The organism is Pseudomonas sp. 4CAES_32.4, from assembly GCF_058136335.1.
Genome location: NZ_CM176882.1, coordinates 1,325,315 through 1,341,305, shown reverse-complemented (window position 1 = coordinate 1,341,305; position 15,991 = coordinate 1,325,315). Strand labels below are relative to the sequence as shown.

Annotated in this window: 21 protein-coding genes and 1 pseudogene; all 22 read right to left on the bottom strand. The window is 59.6% G+C overall.

The window, feature by feature from the left end:
- Positions 1–7: 7 nt before the first annotated feature.
- Positions 8–1,063 carry a recombinase RecA gene (recA, locus tag AC3Y64_RS05945; RefSeq protein ID WP_489986766.1) on the bottom strand — a complete coding sequence of 352 codons (1,056 nt, stop codon included), beginning with the start codon at positions 1,061–1,063 and terminating at the stop codon, positions 8–10.
- Positions 1,064–1,146: 83 nt separating this feature from the next.
- The gene (locus tag AC3Y64_RS05940) at positions 1,147–1,647 is read right to left on the bottom strand and encodes a CinA family protein (protein ID WP_489986765.1); all 501 of its coding nucleotides are present in this window, start codon (positions 1,645–1,647) and stop codon (positions 1,147–1,149) included.
- 67 nt (positions 1,648–1,714) lie between these two features.
- The gene (locus AC3Y64_RS05935; RefSeq protein ID WP_489986764.1) at positions 1,715–2,233 is read right to left on the bottom strand and encodes a lysis system i-spanin subunit Rz; all 519 of its coding nucleotides are present in this window, start codon (positions 2,231–2,233) and stop codon (positions 1,715–1,717) included.
- Entirely contained in the window at positions 2,212–2,778 is a 567-nt protein-coding gene (locus tag AC3Y64_RS05930) for a glycoside hydrolase family 19 protein (protein ID WP_489986763.1), read from the bottom strand. Before AC3Y64_RS05930 ends, AC3Y64_RS05935 begins: the two co-directional genes overlap by 22 nt.
- A gap of 36 nt (positions 2,779–2,814) precedes the next feature.
- Complete coding sequence (locus tag AC3Y64_RS05925; RefSeq protein WP_489986762.1) at positions 2,815–3,027, bottom strand: hypothetical protein; 213 nt, start codon at positions 3,025–3,027, stop codon at positions 2,815–2,817.
- Positions 3,028–3,037: 10 nt separating this feature from the next.
- Complete coding sequence (locus AC3Y64_RS05920) at positions 3,038–4,240, bottom strand: carbohydrate binding domain-containing protein (RefSeq protein ID WP_489986761.1); 1,203 nt, start codon at positions 4,238–4,240, stop codon at positions 3,038–3,040.
- A 91-nt stretch (positions 4,241–4,331) separates the two neighbouring features.
- Positions 4,332–4,769, bottom strand: coding sequence for a phage tail assembly chaperone (locus tag AC3Y64_RS05915; protein ID WP_489986760.1), 438 nt, complete (start codon positions 4,767–4,769; stop codon positions 4,332–4,334).
- Between the two features lie 9 nt (positions 4,770–4,778).
- Positions 4,779–5,138 carry a gp53-like domain-containing protein gene (locus tag AC3Y64_RS05910; protein WP_489987929.1) on the bottom strand — a complete coding sequence of 120 codons (360 nt, stop codon included), beginning with the start codon at positions 5,136–5,138 and terminating at the stop codon, positions 4,779–4,781.
- Positions 5,139–5,285: 147 nt separating this feature from the next.
- Positions 5,286–5,483: pseudogene (locus AC3Y64_RS05905) on the bottom strand (hypothetical protein); the annotation flags it as partial.
- Between the two features lie 20 nt (positions 5,484–5,503).
- A complete protein-coding gene (locus tag AC3Y64_RS05900) occupies positions 5,504–6,070 on the bottom strand; it encodes a tail fiber assembly protein (protein ID WP_489986759.1) in 567 nt (188 codons plus the stop codon).
- A 7-nt stretch (positions 6,071–6,077) separates the two neighbouring features.
- Positions 6,078–7,157, bottom strand: coding sequence for a phage tail protein (locus AC3Y64_RS05895; RefSeq protein ID WP_489986758.1), 1,080 nt, complete (start codon positions 7,155–7,157; stop codon positions 6,078–6,080).
- A 144-nt stretch (positions 7,158–7,301) separates the two neighbouring features.
- Positions 7,302–7,691, bottom strand: coding sequence for a hypothetical protein (locus AC3Y64_RS05890; RefSeq protein WP_489986757.1), 390 nt, complete (start codon positions 7,689–7,691; stop codon positions 7,302–7,304).
- A 2-nt stretch (positions 7,692–7,693) separates the two neighbouring features.
- Positions 7,694–8,629 carry a phage tail protein gene (locus AC3Y64_RS05885; protein WP_489986756.1) on the bottom strand — a complete coding sequence of 312 codons (936 nt, stop codon included), beginning with the start codon at positions 8,627–8,629 and terminating at the stop codon, positions 7,694–7,696.
- 12 nt (positions 8,630–8,641) lie between these two features.
- Positions 8,642–9,241: a YmfQ family protein gene (locus AC3Y64_RS05880; RefSeq protein WP_064393135.1), complete on the bottom strand. Its 600-nt coding sequence runs from the start codon at positions 9,239–9,241 to the stop codon at positions 8,642–8,644.
- The gene (locus AC3Y64_RS05875; RefSeq protein WP_489986755.1) at positions 9,232–10,272 is read right to left on the bottom strand and encodes a baseplate J/gp47 family protein; all 1,041 of its coding nucleotides are present in this window, start codon (positions 10,270–10,272) and stop codon (positions 9,232–9,234) included. Before AC3Y64_RS05875 ends, AC3Y64_RS05880 begins: the two co-directional genes overlap by 10 nt.
- Positions 10,262–10,660 (bottom strand): phage GP46 family protein, encoded by a 399-nt coding sequence (locus AC3Y64_RS05870; protein ID WP_489986754.1) that lies wholly within the window; start codon positions 10,658–10,660, stop codon positions 10,262–10,264. The genes AC3Y64_RS05875 and AC3Y64_RS05870 overlap by 11 nt, the downstream gene beginning before the upstream one ends.
- Positions 10,660–11,169: a phage baseplate assembly protein V gene (locus AC3Y64_RS05865; RefSeq protein ID WP_489986753.1), complete on the bottom strand. Its 510-nt coding sequence runs from the start codon at positions 11,167–11,169 to the stop codon at positions 10,660–10,662. Before AC3Y64_RS05865 ends, AC3Y64_RS05870 begins: the two co-directional genes overlap by 1 nt.
- 152 nt (positions 11,170–11,321) lie before the next feature.
- Positions 11,322–12,371: a phage baseplate assembly protein gene (locus AC3Y64_RS05860; protein ID WP_489986752.1), complete on the bottom strand. Its 1,050-nt coding sequence runs from the start codon at positions 12,369–12,371 to the stop codon at positions 11,322–11,324.
- Between the two features lie 3 nt (positions 12,372–12,374).
- Complete coding sequence (locus tag AC3Y64_RS05855; RefSeq protein ID WP_489986751.1) at positions 12,375–13,610, bottom strand: DNA circularization protein; 1,236 nt, start codon at positions 13,608–13,610, stop codon at positions 12,375–12,377.
- Positions 13,597–15,168 (bottom strand): phage tail tape measure protein, encoded by a 1,572-nt coding sequence (locus AC3Y64_RS05850; protein ID WP_489986750.1) that lies wholly within the window; start codon positions 15,166–15,168, stop codon positions 13,597–13,599. The genes AC3Y64_RS05855 and AC3Y64_RS05850 overlap by 14 nt, the downstream gene beginning before the upstream one ends.
- A gap of 130 nt (positions 15,169–15,298) precedes the next feature.
- Positions 15,299–15,595, bottom strand: a complete 297-nt coding sequence (locus tag AC3Y64_RS05845; RefSeq protein WP_007908778.1) for a phage tail assembly protein — start codon at positions 15,593–15,595, stop codon at positions 15,299–15,301.
- Positions 15,592–15,939 (bottom strand): phage tail tube protein, encoded by a 348-nt coding sequence (locus AC3Y64_RS05840; protein ID WP_007908779.1) that lies wholly within the window; start codon positions 15,937–15,939, stop codon positions 15,592–15,594. The genes AC3Y64_RS05845 and AC3Y64_RS05840 overlap by 4 nt, the downstream gene beginning before the upstream one ends.
- Positions 15,940–15,991: the final 52 nt, after the last annotated feature.

Sequence of the window (15,991 nt, the reverse complement as noted above, 5' to 3'; positions counted from 1 at the left end):
GCTGCAATCAGATGTCAGCGTCGACCAGGTCGTCTTCAGTCTCTTTGACTGCAGAAGCCTTGGAATCGATCACCGCCGGAGTCAGCAGCTTGTCACGCAGTTGCTTCTCGAGCTTCGCGGCGATTTCCGGGTTGTCTGCCAGGAACTTGGCCGAGTTAGCCTTGCCCTGACCGATCTTGGTGCCTTCATAGGCATACCAAGCGCCGGACTTCTCGACGAAACCGTGCAACACGCCCAAGTCGATCATCTCACCGTTGAGGTAGATGCCCTTGCCGTAAAGAATCTGGAACTCGGCCTGACGGAACGGTGAAGCGACCTTGTTCTTCACAACCTTGACGCGGGTTTCGCTGCCGACTACTTCGTCGCCTTCCTTCACCGCGCCGGTACGGCGGATGTCGAGACGAACCGAAGCGTAGAACTTCAGCGCGTTACCACCGGTGGTGGTTTCCGGGCTACCGAACATCACGCCGATCTTCATGCGGATCTGGTTGATGAAGATCACCAGGCAGTTGGCGTTCTTGATGTTACCGGTGATTTTACGCAGCGCCTGGGACATCAGACGGGCTTGCAGGCCCACGTGCATGTCGCCCATTTCGCCTTCGATTTCAGCCTTCGGTACCAGGGCTGCCACGGAGTCGACGATGATCACGTCAACAGCGTTGGAGCGCACCAGCATGTCAGTGATTTCCAAAGCCTGTTCACCGGTGTCCGGCTGGGACACCAGCAGGTCGTCGACGTTGACGCCCAGCTTGCCGGCGTACTCAGGATCGAGGGCGTGTTCGGCGTCGACGAATGCGCAGGTCGCGCCGGCTTTCTGAGCCTGGGCGATCACGGACAATGTCAGTGTGGTTTTACCGGAAGATTCCGGACCGTAGATTTCAACGATACGGCCTTTTGGCAGACCGCCAATGCCGAGCGCGATGTCCAGACCCAGAGAGCCAGTGGAGATAGCCGGGATCGCCTGACGGTCCTGATCACCCATACGCATCACGGCACCCTTGCCGAATTGACGTTCGATCTGACCCAGGGCCGCAGCCAAGGCTTTCTTCTTGTTGTCGTCCATTAAAGTCCTCACGTAATCAATAAGGCCTGACGGCCAACACCTGTATAAGTAGCCAGTATTATTCCACAGCGTTCGCGGATCGCCTACCCCTGATTTTCGATTTCTCGTGCCGCTAGTCGCAGGAGCCCCTCTAGCGCGGCCTTCACCGTTTGTCGGCGGACTTCATCGCGGTTGCCAGGGAAGTGCTGAACCTCACTGGTGACCGTTTCGCCAACACCCCACGCCAGCCACACCGTGCCGACCGGCTTGTTGGGAGAGCCCCCGTCCGGCCCGGCAATGCCGCTGACCGCCACGGCAAACCGCGCCAGGCTTTTTTCCTGCGCGCCACGCACCATCGCTTCGACCACTTCAGGACTGACCGCGCCCACCGTCCCGAACAACTCGTGCGGGACATTCAGCTGCTGGGTTTTCTGCCGGTTGGAATACGTCACATAACCGGCTTCGAACCACGCCGAACTACCCGGAATACGGGTGATCGCTTCTGCAATGCCGCCGCCGGTACAGGACTCGGCGGTGGTGACGTGGGCATTGAGCACTTGCAGACGTCGGCCCAGTTCGGCGGCCAATTGGGTGGTCTCTTTCACGGCATGCTCCGGATCGTGTGGAATGCCTCCACCGTACACGAGCCGGTTGCGCTTTCAATATACAGACTCATTCAAAATGTTCGGGCGACAGCGCTCTGACATATGCCTGACAGGCCTGCAAGGCGATCAATCCGCGGTCGCCGGTGTCGGTGATGGCGATAATTCGTTGAGCATGCGCCGGGTCAAGTCGGGCGCGTACGGTTGCAGGATCCACGCGGCCGGCGCCGGTGGTGGCAGGCACGTTGCAGCCTGGGGCACTATCACTGGCGTCGAGAAGGACTGACAGGCGCACATCAGCAGTGGCAAGACGATCGCGCAGGCGATCCTGATCACGTTGGGCATCGCTCAGTGCTCGGTAATGGCTTTGTTCACTGGTCGCGAGCCGTTGCTCCAGCGCCAGACGTTTATCCTGCTCAACCTGTTGCGCGGTGGCGGCGGCCTGGGTCAGTTGATTGAGGGTTTCGGCGTTTAACCGCGCCTGCTCGGCCAATTGTTGTCCGTAGCGCCAATTCTGAAACTGCCAGGCCACGGCAAACGCCGCCAGCGCCAACAGCAAGATGCCGATCATGCGCCAGGGGATTGGCATAACACTGCCCTCGCCCGCGCCCAGATTTCCAGGCGATCCTGCAAACCGTTCAACCCGCCGTTGATGCGACGGGTGATCGTGTTGAACTGCTCACGGTCGGCCAGCTCGTTCAAGCCGTTCTGCTCCCAGAACCATGCAGCGGATTCAGCCGCCCATTGCGGTTGCTCGAGCAGCTCGGGCAACGACAACAGCCGCTCATCGCCAAACAGGCCGAGGCTGCATTGCCTATAGTTGCTACGGCCAGTGATTTGTATCAGCCCACGTCCGCGATACTTTTGCCCGTCGCCATCAGCCTCTGGCGTATTGCCCAGACGCAGCGCCAATGTGCCGGTGTCGTATTTGCTCAGGTATTGGTTGTTGCCCAGCTCGCGCACATAGCGCAGTTGCCCCGACTCGTGGCTGACCTGCGCCAGAAACGCAGCCATGCGTTTGGGCGTGTCGATACGACGCCGCGTCATGGCGGCGTTGAGCACCGAAACAAAAACGCCCGCTTGGGAGCGGGCGTTGGGCATGATGTCGATAAGGTTGTTTTCGGTTATTTGCATAATGCTTGATCCTCCCTGGATATTCCCCCGATTGAATCACGGCTGACGGCCAATGCCTGCCAGCCATTTATTTGCCAGAGTTTTCAGGGTGCCCGCTGCCGCCTCAGGTGTTTCGTCCAATGGAAGCACCTGCCCGCCTGATGACAGCCAAGCCTGATACTCAGCCCAGTCGCGATTGGTCGGGTCCTGCGGGATGAATGCTAAATCCTCCATGCGCAATACGCCGCAAGGAGCCAGTTGATAGGTCATGAGTTCACTCCTAGATTTCAGCGTCGGCTGTCCATTCAATCTGCAATGCTTGACCGGGCACGCTGTTGGGGGGCGTTAGCGTGCTGATCGCGAAAGTACGCTGGGTCACCCCGTGTATGAATGTCCCCGTACACGCTGTTTGTGCGGTGAAGTTCCAAACCTGATTACTGGTATTTGCAGGGCAATACAGCACAACAGTCGGTTGCACTCGCTTGAGTACCTGCATGTGGATGGCCAAGCCATATTGACCAGCGTTGCCTCCTGCGGACTGGCTAAACGAAAGAATGCACGTGCCGGCGCCGTTGTTCGCCTGAATCGGTAGACGGTTGGCGAACGACTTCTCGAAGTAACGCTGACAAAGCATCAATTCTTCAGCAACCGGACGGTATTCGAAAGGCGTGGAAACAGGCCCCTCTTCCAACTGGATCTGCGCCAGATCAACCGTCTGTACGACGTTGAGCGGCAGGTCGAACGCCAGTCTCAGGAAATCGTTCGTGCCAAGCATTTTTCCCGCAATGGACGGTACCTGAAATGTCGCCGTGTATTTTGTCCAGGCAGTGTTCAACTGAAAGGCTTCGACCGCTTTGGTCACGGGTTCCGAACCACTTGCGCCAAAAAACTGCGTAACCGCTACTTTCAGTTCGCGCGCCGCATCAGATCTTGCCCAGAACGTGACGGTAGCGGTTTTCCCGGCAAGGGTTCGCACCGATTCAATGGCCTGGGAGATTTTGTGTTCCGTTGCGCCAACGCCCGCCGTCGTCTGCTGCCAGCGCAGAAAAGAGGCCGGTTCATCAGCCACCTCGGTTTGCCCCGGGACGAAACTCTGCCGGCTGATAGCCACAGCCGCATTGCCGCTCCAGTCACAGCGAAACCGGTCTGCCACGTAACCACCCACATTCGGTGCCTGATTGGTCGTCCCGCGTTGCCAGATATCGAAGCCACCATTGATCAACAGATTCTTGCGGTACACCTGCACCGGGAATTGCTGCAAAGGGTCGGGTTTCGCTAACTGCCGAATCGCCTGGGCCAGTTGATTGGTCTGCTCTTCATCCGGGGTTAAACCGGCGGCAGTGATCGCGCTGAGAATTTCCTGGGTAACGCTGTTGCCCCAACTGGCCGGGATCAACGAGCCAGGCTTTCCCGCGATCGGGTCTTCATCGACAAACTTGCCGTTCTCCAGGCCTGAGCCGGGAACGCTTTTTGGGTAATCCACTTTCAGCTCCTTTCAGGTCGCATGAAACGCCAACGCCCGCATAAGCGGGCGTTGGCAAAAATTGCTGTAACACTCTGTTTAACTCGCGACATCAAGCCACAGCCAGCATTCGCATCAGCCAGTCCGGCGGTAAGGGTCGACTCGCGTCTGCGGGAAAACCCGTGCTCGACGGCCAGTCCCGCAGCTCCTGGCGATAGTCCAGAAGCTCGTGATGGTCCTCGATGCTCAGGCTCATCGGTCTGCCTGCGGTCTCCTCATCCCGATCACGATCAACCAGCCATTGGCTGGCCAACAGCTGCCCGTCGCGCCACTTGCGCGCCAGCATCGAAAGCTCGGCATCCGACAGCGGCGCGGCATCGATCAGCACTGGCAGACCATCGGCATCATGGCTGCGGATTTTGCCGGGCGCCGGGTTTGCGATCACAGCGATGAAACGCTCCTCAGTGATCGGTACTGCATCACTCGGCATGCTTGGATTGATCCCGGATAGGTATACACAGCCTGTGGACTGACTATAAAAACGGTTCATGGTTACTCCTCAGCGTCCGAACGCGATTGCACAAAAGCCGCAAGGCAACAGTTCCGAGTACAACGTGAAACCGTTCTGATTTTTCGCACCCAGCGAAACACTGCCCGGAGCCGATCCATTCAAAGTGGAGGGAAATACCGCAAGACAAACGTTGGGAAACGCCAAGGTAAAACTCGAATATGCCCCTTGAATTCCTAAGGTCGACAGCCCGACCCACTGAATGATGAAACCACCCAGCCAGGAAGGAAAAACAATGTAGCCGTTGGTGGTCAGACTGGCAGAAAAGCCAAAGCGCAGCGTTTTCGGCGTCACGATCGTGGTGGTATCCGCGCCACTGTCGGTCTGCGCCTGAGTTGCTATCTTCGCCATCCCGGCAATGCTTTCACTCGCCTGCACCACGCGCTTGGCAATGGCTTGAAAAACCCGCAACGGAGTCATGCGTTTAACGTTGTCGGTTCCCTGCTCCGCGTCTTGAACACTGGCCACAGGCACCACACTCTGGGTGATTTTCTGCTCGATGGCAGACTTCAATTGAGCGTTGTCCTGCTCATCCGCTGCGAGGCCAGCCGACTGAATCACATTCAGCACTTCCTCAGTGACAGCATTGCCCCACTGCGCAGGAATCAAAGACCCGATGGCCCCGGTCAACGGGTTTTCGTCGACAAACCTGCCGTTGACCAGGCCGGTGCCGGGCAAACTTTTTGGATAATCCATTTCACTTCTCCTTGTAGAAATCAGCCGTTCACGGCAGCGCCGGGGACAATCGGCCACGTGATCTCGTCAGGAAACCCGCCCTGCTTTTCGAGGCGATTGAGTTCGACGCTGTAGAGTTTCCATTCGAGCAATTGCAGTTGTTCTTCGTGACTGGCATCGCCGATGTCTTCGGCGTACTGAAGAGGTGCAATGCGCAAAACGGCTTCGCGCAGCAACACATCACGCTTGGCGAGAGACTGTTGGCTGACGCTCGACAAACGAGCCTGCTCATCCAGCACCCAGGCGTTGTCGCGCCAGACATGGAGCTCGCCGGGCCAAGGCTGTGACGTAAGGGTTTCGGGCAACGCCCCCAGTTCGGTCCAGATCTGTTGGGCGCCCCCGTCCTTGCGATAAACCCCACCGCGGCGATCGATCGCTTCACGGGGTACGCCATTGATCAGTGCCCAGCTACGACCGGCTTCAGGCTCAGGCAACTTAAACGACAGTTCGATTGCGTTGGCGGGAAGCTGAATGCCGATTCCGGGCGTGACAGGAAACTCGACGGGGCCGGACAGAGCGCCCGAGCCATCAATCAGATAATTGAACATGGACACCTCAGATAAGTTTGATTCGACCCGGATAAGCAATATTTCGAGGACGCGTGATACCACCATGGTTCAGCAAATCAGCGTCAGTGATTGGCGTAACCGGCGCTGCAGGAGTGATGTATTTGACGGTGGAGCCCGCGTAATCGGCGTATTCGCCCATATCGAAACCCAGTTGGGCCTTCTGCGTACTGATGTGTGTCGCGAACAGAATATTGTCGCCAATGCCGTTGTCACCCTGAACTAAAGAGCCTTTTTGCCAAGACCCCGGTGCACGCCCGGTATCGACCAAACGGCCTTCGGCCAGTACGCGCAAAAATTCGCCACGGGCTTCTGGCAGACGAAACGTCGCGGCGCCATCTCCAGGCGTCCACGCGCCGCCCCGATCGGCTTCAGAACGCAACATGCCCGACTGCTGTGCGTGATCCCAGAGCCATGGCCATTCCGAGCGATTGAGTAAGGAACCATTCAGCACTGCATAGCCACCGGGCATTACAGCCAGAGTGGTTTCAAAGGCTACGTAGCCGAGCGAAGCTCCGTCCAGACGACCGATCGGCCACCAATTGCCCGCTGTATCGCTGCGCAAATGCCACCAGTCACCTGCCCCCATCAATACGAAAAACGGATAACCCGAAACATTCAGGTGGGTGTGAAACCTGATCAAGTCGCCGCCTGAACTTTTCACGACAAGGCGATTACCGCTGTTATCGACACGTCGTACAATGACATCACGCACGCCCAGGCTGGTATTGGATGGCGGCAAACTGACGCTCACTGCCCCGGCCCCGGCATCGATCAGAACCAGGCCCAACTCATCCATGGTCAGAGACCTGGAGGTGCCAACCCGAGTAATGACCGAACGCATCGGACTGGAATTACCAATAATCGACTGAATCGCCTTGTACAACTGGGCGGTGTCCGCTTCGGCAGCCACCAACCCGGCACCAGTAATCACACTCAGAATCTCCTGAGTGACACTGTTGCCCCACACCGCCGGAATCAAAGAACCCGGCGTGCCCGCCACCGGGTTTTCATCGACGAAGCGGCCATCGACCAGGCCGACGCTGGGGACACTTTTTGGATAATCCATGGGTTGTTCGTTCCTTTGAAATGACAAATGACCCGTGCAGACCCAGCGACTGCTGCGCGGTGGATTCACGCTCGGTTTTCTGCAAATAAAAAGCCCACGTCGAAGTGGGCTCGGGTGCTGCGCGAGGAAGTTTGCAAGCGGCCGTCAGGACATCCGCGCCAGCCACTTAGGTGTTTGCGGCCGCGATTCGGCGTCAGCGGTATCGTTGCCGCCGGGCCAATCGCGCAAAGCCTGACGATGGGCCAGCAACTTCGCAAACTGCTTGCTGCTCAGACTGGTCTGTACTCCGGCATCCGATTCGTCGCGATGGCGGGTCACCAGCCAGTCCGATCGGGTCAGCGCTGTCGTGCGCCACAGACGCTCCACACTTGAGGTAGCCTCGAGCGGCGCTGGATCATCGGCCGGTGCACTGAAGGTGCCGTCCTTGTAGAACCAACCGGCGCAAACGGGTGTGCCTGCCGGAACCGCAATACCGCAGTCGATATCACCGGTCACGAAACCGGTAACCACGTCATTTTCGATCATCGCTTTCATTGTCAAACCTCCCATCGGACACGGGCATTGACGCGGCCGACGGCATTCAGGTTCTGTGCCCACGCTGTAATGGCCACCCGGCCCGTATAACGATCAGTAAACCCACCCGCCGGCATGAATTGTGTGCCAACGAAGCTAACGCCCGTGTCCTCACTGATTACGCCGTAATCGGTTTTGACGTTGTCATCAAAGTCAAAAATACCGGCCAGGTAGGCACGTGGTTTACGCGCCCAGTTCAACGTCACCGAGTAATTGCCGTTGGCACCTGACCAGACGCCGACAGCCTCAAGGCGTGCCTTGTTCGCCAACGGCGTCAGCGTGGGCAAAGTTCCTGCACCCGTGGTCGCTATTCTGGCCACCAACATGTCGATACAGGTGGAGTCGAAGCCACCGCCACTGACACCGGATCCGCCCTTCATTGACGTCGGAACCGCATCGGTGTCCGTACCTTTTTGCGTGTAGCAGACCAGCGTTCCGTCACGCACCTGCATTCGCAAAAAATAGGTACTGTTGATGTCTAGCAGGGGCGATGCCCACACCGGCGTCAACAACGCACGCGGACGGGCCGTCATGCCAACGATCACTTCCTCGCAGAGACTGACCAGAACCCCGCCCGGCACCGACACAATCCCGCCCGCCAAGCCGCTGGCAGCGGTCACTGCAATGCGTCCATCCGCCGTGGCCACCGTTGGAAATGCCAACCCGGCGAAGGGCAAGGCATCCTGCGATAGCACGCTCTTGAGCGCCTTCAGCAGTTGATTCGACTCACTCTCGGAAGGCACCAGTCCCGCCGCGCGAATGACGGTCAGTAGCTCCTCGGTGACCGCATTGCCCCAAGTCGCCGGAATCAGCGATCCCGGCGTGCCGGTCAACGGATTCTCATCAACGAACTGGCCATTCACCAGACCTGAACCGGGCACACTCTTCGGATAATCCATCGCGCTTACTCCCTAGTCATAATTGATATGCACCTTGGTATGCGCCGGCGCACTGCGGTGGATCAGGCATTCCAGTGCCGAACCCGGATTAACGCCGAAGCGCTCGCCCCAATAGCTCGCGCCGTAACGCCGACCGAGCAGCAAGCGCCCGCCGGTGTTGAGCGTCCACATGAACTGCGCTTCCCACGTGCCCCAATGCGCCGAGCCGAAGCGCGAGCGGCCCATGCGCGGGGCTTCGAGTTCGGTGATCGTGGCGTTGGGATAGCCCTGGCTTTTGGCGATGTCGAGGTAGTAACCGACGGCCTGGCTGCCGACCGCGAGCAGGCGTCGGCGTACGGCGAGGCGGCGGTCGTCGAACAACGGTGTGGCCCCCAGACAAGGGTCGGGCAGCTCCATCACCCGCTCCCAGTCCGGCACCAGTTCGCTGACGCCGGCCGGGTCCATTTCGTTGAGCAGGTCAGCGGCGCGGGCGTCGAGGCGCGCCAGTTCGACGGCGACGCCTTGCAGCACCTCCTCAAGTTCCGGAACGCGTTCCGGATCCCAGGCCGGGCCACTGGGCAGTAGCGCACGCAGTTGCGCCTGGTATTGTGCGGCGGTTCTGATCACCCCCATACGCAACCCCCGAACGTCAGCAGTTCGCTGTCGTCGGCGGCGACGTTAGCGGTCGGCGCGCTGAGCACGTGATCGGTTTCACCAGCGGCGCTGCTGATCGCTTCGCGGATATGGCTGATCAGCAGGTCCTCGCCGAGGTCGGCTTCACGGTTGTGCAAGTCGCGCAGTTGGGTTTCGACGGCCGCGCGTACAGCCGTGGTGTCCGGTGTCAGCTTGAGTTTGTAAGTCACCGGCACCTGCACAGGCGGCAGCACATGCACCTCGGCGGTGACCGGACGCAACGGCTCGATGTGCGCCTGCACTTCAGCCAGTTGCTCGGCGTTTGGCACCGGTTGCGGGTCATCGTCGCGCATGATGTAGAGGCTCACCGTGCCGGGGCCGAGCAACCCGCCTCGGCACCACGCGCGGGTCACGCCCGGCACTTCCAATGCCCAGGTCTCGTAATCGCTGGCCGAACCACCATGGGGAATGACCCGGTAGGAACGGATCACCCGCGAACGCAGCGACTCCAGACTTTCCAGGGCGACGCCGCCACTCAGGCCCGGCTCAGCCACGACGAAGCTGCTGCCAACAACACCGGCAATCGGTTGCACCGGGGAGAGCGCCAGACCGGCATCGGCATTGCCCAGGCTGCCGGCGTCGAGTGCGGCGATGGTGGTGCTGTTGCTGCCATTGACCGTGGTGCGTGCGGCGGTGACTTTATAGGTACGGCCATCGTTGGTTTGCAGCAACGTATCAACGTCGAGCACCGCACCGGCGGTGGCGGTAAAACTCACCGTGCCGGTGGCCACTTGCGCGGGTTTGCGCGGCTGGTTCAGACGCAGTGCAGCAATGCGCTCCAGAGTCGACTCGTCGGCCTTGTCCGGCAGAATCTGCTCGGCAATCCAGTCGAGGTACCCGTACAAGCCATAGGCTGCGCCACTGAGGGTTCGGGCCAGCACTTGCGCATCGGACTGGCGCAGCGAATCGCCGGCCAGGTCGCTTTGGGTGCGCTTGATCAGCACCGGCAGCGAAGGGGTTTCAAACGGCATAGATCACCTGCCAACTGTTATCAGGGTTGATGTCCAGGCGTTCGCCGTCGGCCAGGGTCAGGACCGTGCGCAGGTTCAGGCGCTGGGCGTCGCGGCGTTCGCTGATGATGTCGATGGCGCTGCAGTGACCGTCGTCAATCAGCCATTGCAGGGCTTCGCGGGCATAGAATTCGGCGTCCATTTGGGTCTGTCGGGTCAGCTTGACCCGGCGCAACAGCCACAGCCGCGAACCGATACGGTCGTCGGCGACGGTCGGAAAGCTGTCGCCCCACCAGCCGAAACGTTCGTCATCGTCGAGGGCGTCGTCATCGGCAGCGCGGCGCCAGGTGAACAGACTGATAAGCACGGCGCGGGTCAGCGCGGCGTGGAGATTGGGGCTGATCAACATCATTTGCCTCCTGCCGGCGCGCCGGTCTGGCCGCTGCCGGCCTGGACGCCGACGTGTACGTGGTTGATCTGGCTGATGCCGCCAGCCAGTTGATCGCCGGTGGAAACAATCTTGCCGGTCTGGTTGATGACGGGCGTATCGAAGTTCACCGCCGAACTGGCGCGAATGTTCAGCGTGGCCGTTTCAATGTCGATGATCCGCCCGCGCTTGAAGTGAATCCTGTCGCCCTCGTCGGTGTAGATTGCCACCTCGCCGGCTGCCAGCGACTGCAGGCGATAGCGGCGGTCAGCGATGACCAGGGCAATAGCATGGGAACGGTCGCCGCCGATAAACGTGACCACGCCTTCGGCACCGGCCAGCGGATGGCTGGTGAAACCGTAGGGTTCGAAGTGTTCGAGGTCGTCGTTGACCTCGCCGGCGGTGAGGCGCATTTGCAGCGATTGCAGCTTGGATGCCGAATTGGCGAGCACGACAGTGCCGCGCGCCAGCAGGCGTGTCAGTAGGCTCATGAATTGTCCTTAAGACTTTGCCAACACAAAACCTGTGGGAGCGGGCTTGCCCGCGATGGCGGTGTGTCAGGCAAAGAAGTGTTTGCGGTAACCACCGCTATCGCGGGCAAGCCCGCTCCCACAGGGGCAAGTGATGCCAGTCAGGTTCGGTGTCAGGCCGGGGATTTTTTCGGGGGCATTGGATTGGCATCGAAGGTATGCGGCGGCGCCACGTTAAGGGTGGTCAGCGAACCCTGGGCCGACAACGAATAGGTGACTTTGGAAATCAGCATGTCGCCATCGAAGCCAAGCACCGGATCCTTCACCCGCACCAGCGTGTTGTGCCGCCACAAATCGCCGTTGGACTGACGCCAGCCCTGTACCTGATAGGTGGTGGCCTGCGCCCGGCCCATGCGGGTGGCGCTTTCCCATTGCGCACGCTGCTGCGCCAGCTCGAAGGTCAGTTGCGTGCCTTCGTTGATGATCGTGGTGCGCCGACGCTTGAAGGTCAGGTCAGCCGCCGTCGATTCCACTTCGCTGACCGCCGCGCCGCTTTTGCTGTCCGAGCCTTTTTGCTGGCCGATGACCCGGTATTCGGAGAACACCTGGCTGTAATCCATCGCCGCGCTGGCCGAGAGAATATTCTTGCCCAGCTCCAGCACATCGCTGGCCCGACCACCGCTACCGGGTTTGGCCAACACCAGCCGCCCCTGTTCGTCATCGGTGGAAAACACCCGCAACAGCGAGAGCAATCGATCGATTGACTGAAACACCGTTTCACCCGGCACGATGGTGTGTTTGGTCAGTCGTGCGGTCTCGGGAATTTCGTTGACCACCGATTGCGCATACTCCATCGCCAGCGCCTGGACGATGCTCAGCAACGATTGTTCCTGCCATTGATTAGGCCGGTTGGTTGCCGCGCAATCGACCAGATCTTGAGTCTTGGAACTGCCCTCGATGGTCAGGCCGATCTGCCGCCCGTCATAACGAATCGGCGCTTTGAACACGTAACCGGTGAGCACCAGATCATTGCCGATTCTCACCTCGCAGGGGTCACCAGGCTTGATCGGTTTGTCTACCGTTTGCCCCGGCCATTGCCAGGTGATGTCGAGCTTGAAAGTCCGGAACTGGCGCTCAAGATCAGCTGTAATTTCCACGCTTTTCCAGCCGCCGTATTCCAGGTTGTTGACCGTCAGCGTGACGCGGTTGTCCATCTCGCTCATGGTTTACTCCCCGGGAACTTTCACTTCGTTGGGCGAAAACCCGGGATGATTCGTCGGGTTGCGCTGCTGGATTTCCAGGGCCCGCGTGGCATCGCCCAAGTACTTGTAGGCGATCACAAGTGACGGCGCGCTTTCCTGAATGGTTTTGGTGACAACCCGTATACCCGAGGATGCAACGGCCTTGAGGTGCGTGACCAACGCATCCTGCAAATCGCTGGCGGCCTGGTGATGCGCAGCACTGGATTTGTTCTTCACCAGATCAAACGTGCTGACCAGACTCTTCAACATCGCCAGCGTATCGTCTGTCGACGGCACATCCTGACGATTGATCGGTTGGTTCACCTGCAAGCCCACGGAAGGCGTCGACGGCAATTTCACCGGTTTGCTTGCAACCGGCATGGAAGCGATCCACTGCGCCGCTTTCACGATCAACGTGTCCTGCACCAAATCAGCCATGGCTTGCGCCGCGGCATTGGTGTCCTTGCCGGTGGTGAGCTTCGGCGCATCGGCGTTGCGGATGGCTTCGAGTTGTTGCGACACGTCGGCAATCACGCCACGGTAGCCTTCCTTCGCAAACGTCTTCAGCTCCTTGATATCGCCGAGCAAGCCGTTGAACTCCGCCGCCAGCTCCTTGGGCAACTCCTTGACTGCTTTGACGAAGTCGGTGATGTCTTTGTAGTACTTGATCAGCGGCTGAAGCTGCTCTTTGATGATGCCGTAGACCCCTGCGAGGCTGTTGCGCAGATTGGCAATGCCGATACGCGCCGCCTTGATCAGCGTCATCGCCTCCTCGAAACGCGCGAGGGCAGAAGCCCGAAAAGTCCCGGCCTTGAGCAGTATTACCCCTTGGGTACTGACAGTCGCGGTCGGAAACGGCAACGGCTTGTCGGGATAGAACTTCAGGGTAAAGGTCACCAACCCGCCGTCCTGGCGGGTGTGGGTCATGTCGCATTCACCGACCTTGACTTGCAGGCGCCCGAGCCACGGATGCACCAGCTCGCCACTGCCCGCCTCCAACGCCTTGAGCAGCTTGTCGCGCTGCTCCAGGCAATCGGCGCCGACGATGAACGCGGTGACATCGTGAATCCTCGCCTGCTGGCCAAGGTCCTCGAAGTACGGCAAGTCACGCTGCGGATACTCGTGCAGCTGACCTTTGCGGCCGACCGGGGTTTTCGCCGAGTCGATCCAGAAACCGACACCGCGAAAGGATGCCGGTAACAAACGGTCACGCCAGTTCATTGGAACCTCCCACGGACAACGAGCGATAGCCGATGCGCGAAGACAGCGCCAGGCCCGGTTGATTGGTTTGTGGCTGATCAGTGCGCAACCCGGCCGGTGCGTTCTCGAAGCGCACGGTCAGGCCGCCTTCGAGTTGCGTACGGTTGTTGATTGCACTTTGTTGAATCAGCGCGCTGGACGTCTGCGTCAGCGAGGTAGTGGATTGCGTCAGTGAGCTGGAGGATTGCGTCAGCGACCCCGCCGATAACGGGGTTGGGGACGTAACGTCCGTGCTGGAGCCGAGGAATTGCGGCGCCCATTCACCTTTGCCTTCGGCATTGGTTTTTTCCTGTGAGCGGGTCAATACGTCGACCTTGGCCGATGCTTCGGCCGCGAGTTTGCCCAGGCCTCCGTTGAAAAAATCCCTGATCGGCGCCAGCACTTCGTAAAACGTGTCGCTCCACTTTTTGATCCAGGCGGTCAAAGGGTCCCAGGCCTGAATAAACATCTCCAGAGGCGACCAGCCCAATTGCTCGCGGATAACGCCGTACAGCGCGAGAATCGGCAAACTCATGTAATCCACAAGGTCCCGAAAAAAAGCCGCCACCGGCACCGACACCGCCCTGAGCAAATCCCAGATCGATGCAAACAGACCCACCAGCGGCTGCCAGTTCTTCAGGATCAGCGCCTGCGGTGAGTACGCAAACAACGTTGCGTAGAAGTCGATGACCGGCGCCGCCAGCGCTTTGAGTACGCCCCACAGCCCCGCAAAGAAACCACTGACCGGCCCCCAGTTGTTGATCAGCATCCCCATCGGCGTGAAGCCGAACAGCGTCCGGAAAAAACCGGCCATCGGCATTACCACCGGGGCAATCTCTTGCCATAGCCGGGCGAAAAACGCCGAGATCGGTTTCCAGTTGGCGACGATCAAACCTGCCGCCAATGCAACCCCGGCGGCAAAAAGCCCGATAGGCGAAGCGAGCAGCGTAAGCACAGCACTGAAACCCGCCGCCGCCGTCGTGACGACGGTGAATGCTACGGCTGCTGCCGCCAACCCTTCGACCAGTTGCGGATGATCGGCGACAAACTCGCCGACCGAGGTGATGACCGGCACCAGCGCCGTCACCAGCCCATTGACCGCAGGCAACAAGGCGTGACCGATCTTCAACGAAATGTCATCAAGGGAAACGTTGAATTTCGCAAGGTTGGTGGATGTTTCGCCCTTCACCACTGCGGGCACTTGTGCCGTCGCTGGTGTGCTCAACGGCGCGGGAAGCAGCGCGTCTTTGCCCAGCGTCGGGGCTTGGAGACTTTTGCTTTTGCTCGCCAGTTCGTCTTCGGCCTTGATCGCCTTTTTCAAGCCCTCCTGAAACGGCTTGAGCAAGCCGCCGCCCGAGATGAACCCGGACAGATCAAGCGGCTTGATCCCAGTGCTTTCCAGGCTTTTCTTGAACGCCGCGACCTTGCCCCGGACGCCCTTCATCTCGGTCTCCATTTTCTGCAGACCTTGCATGACCACGAGCATGTTGACCGTGGTCTGAACGTTTTGCTGGATCGCGTTTATCTGTGTAATAGCCATCACTGCACCTGCTGCATCGCATTGATCCGTTGCGCGTGCTCCAGCGATTCGCGGAGCACATCCAGTGGCCTGGCCATCATCTGTTCGGGGTCAACCTTCCAGAACCAGGCCAGGTCATAGGCGACGGCAATCAGGTCGGTGATGGCGCCGACGCCGCACTCATGAAAAAACTCGCAACGGCCCAGCTCAGCGCATTGAGGTCAGCCAGATCCAGCTGGTTGACCGACGACGGCGGAATGCCGGCGCACACGGCGATGTATTTGGCCGCCACGTCCATGTCGAGGCTGACTTCTTCGCTCTTGTCGATCTTGTACGGCAGCGCCTTGATCGCTCGCACTTCCTGCACCGTCGGACGGCGCAGGACGAGTTCGGTCAGGGGCTCGCCGTGAGCTTCGATCGCAACCTGAAGCTTCACGGCGCCGCTCATTGCCAGGTCCCCTTGATGCCTTCGAATTTCAGTTCGATGGTGGCGTCATCGCCCTTGGAGACCGGCTCTTCGACCAGGTAGGCCCCGGCCAGCACGTAGACTTTGCCGTTGCTGAATTCGCAAGTGACGGTGATGTCGGTGCCTTCGATCAGCTTCTTCAGCGGGAAGTCGGCGGTGTGCAGCGCGGTCACTTTGAACGACGGCGCGATGTCGGTTTCCTTGTAGAAGCCCGGTACGACGGTTTCGCGTTTGACCGCCATCAGCGGGGCTTCGCAGCCGCCATTGATGGTCAGTTGTGCGCCGTCGACCTTGACGTAGCAGGTGCCTGCAATCAGTTGACCCATGGTGTTACTCCCTTGAATAAAAAAGCCCACGCGAGGTGGGCTGAATGCTTGC

What these genes read in the sequence shown, in the direction of transcription:
- AC3Y64_RS05890 (WP_489986757.1), bottom strand. Translation starts at nt 7,691, where the DNA reads ATGAAAGCGATGATCGAAAATGACGTGGTTACCGGTTTCGTGACCGGT.
- AC3Y64_RS05870 (WP_489986754.1), bottom strand. Translation starts at nt 10,660, where the DNA reads ATGTTGATCAGCCCCAATCTCCACGCCGCGCTGACCCGCGCCGTGCTT.
- AC3Y64_RS05915 (WP_489986760.1), bottom strand. Translation starts at nt 4,769, where the DNA reads ATGAACCGTTTTTATAGTCAGTCCACAGGCTGTGTATACCTATCCGGG.
- AC3Y64_RS05925 (WP_489986762.1), bottom strand. Translation starts at nt 3,027, where the DNA reads ATGACCTATCAACTGGCTCCTTGCGGCGTATTGCGCATGGAGGATTTA.
- AC3Y64_RS05910 (WP_489987929.1), bottom strand. Translation starts at nt 5,138, where the DNA reads ATGGCGAAGATAGCAACTCAGGCGCAGACCGACAGTGGCGCGGATACC.
- AC3Y64_RS05930 (WP_489986763.1), bottom strand. Translation starts at nt 2,778, where the DNA reads ATGCAAATAACCGAAAACAACCTTATCGACATCATGCCCAACGCCCGC.
- AC3Y64_RS05935 (WP_489986764.1), bottom strand. Translation starts at nt 2,233, where the DNA reads ATGCCAATCCCCTGGCGCATGATCGGCATCTTGCTGTTGGCGCTGGCG.
- AC3Y64_RS05880 (WP_064393135.1), bottom strand. Translation starts at nt 9,241, where the DNA reads ATGGGGGTGATCAGAACCGCCGCACAATACCAGGCGCAACTGCGTGCG.
- AC3Y64_RS05875 (WP_489986755.1), bottom strand. Translation starts at nt 10,272, where the DNA reads ATGCCGTTTGAAACCCCTTCGCTGCCGGTGCTGATCAAGCGCACCCAA.
- AC3Y64_RS05850 (WP_489986750.1), bottom strand. Translation starts at nt 15,168, where the DNA reads ATGGCTATTACACAGATAAACGCGATCCAGCAAAACGTTCAGACCACG.
- AC3Y64_RS05885 (WP_489986756.1), bottom strand. Translation starts at nt 8,629, where the DNA reads ATGGATTATCCGAAGAGTGTGCCCGGTTCAGGTCTGGTGAATGGCCAG.
- AC3Y64_RS05865 (WP_489986753.1), bottom strand. Translation starts at nt 11,169, where the DNA reads ATGAGCCTACTGACACGCCTGCTGGCGCGCGGCACTGTCGTGCTCGCC.
- AC3Y64_RS05900 (WP_489986759.1), bottom strand. Translation starts at nt 6,070, where the DNA reads ATGTTCAATTATCTGATTGATGGCTCGGGCGCTCTGTCCGGCCCCGTC.
- AC3Y64_RS05840 (WP_007908779.1), bottom strand. Translation starts at nt 15,939, where the DNA reads ATGGGTCAACTGATTGCAGGCACCTGCTACGTCAAGGTCGACGGCGCA.
- AC3Y64_RS05845 (WP_007908778.1), bottom strand. Translation starts at nt 15,595, where the DNA reads ATGAGCGGCGCCGTGAAGCTTCAGGTTGCGATCGAAGCTCACGGCGAG.
- recA (WP_489986766.1), bottom strand. Translation starts at nt 1,063, where the DNA reads ATGGACGACAACAAGAAGAAAGCCTTGGCTGCGGCCCTGGGTCAGATC.
- AC3Y64_RS05855 (WP_489986751.1), bottom strand. Translation starts at nt 13,610, where the DNA reads ATGAACTGGCGTGACCGTTTGTTACCGGCATCCTTTCGCGGTGTCGGT.
- AC3Y64_RS05895 (WP_489986758.1), bottom strand. Translation starts at nt 7,157, where the DNA reads ATGGATTATCCAAAAAGTGTCCCCAGCGTCGGCCTGGTCGATGGCCGC.
- AC3Y64_RS05860 (WP_489986752.1), bottom strand. Translation starts at nt 12,371, where the DNA reads ATGAGCGAGATGGACAACCGCGTCACGCTGACGGTCAACAACCTGGAA.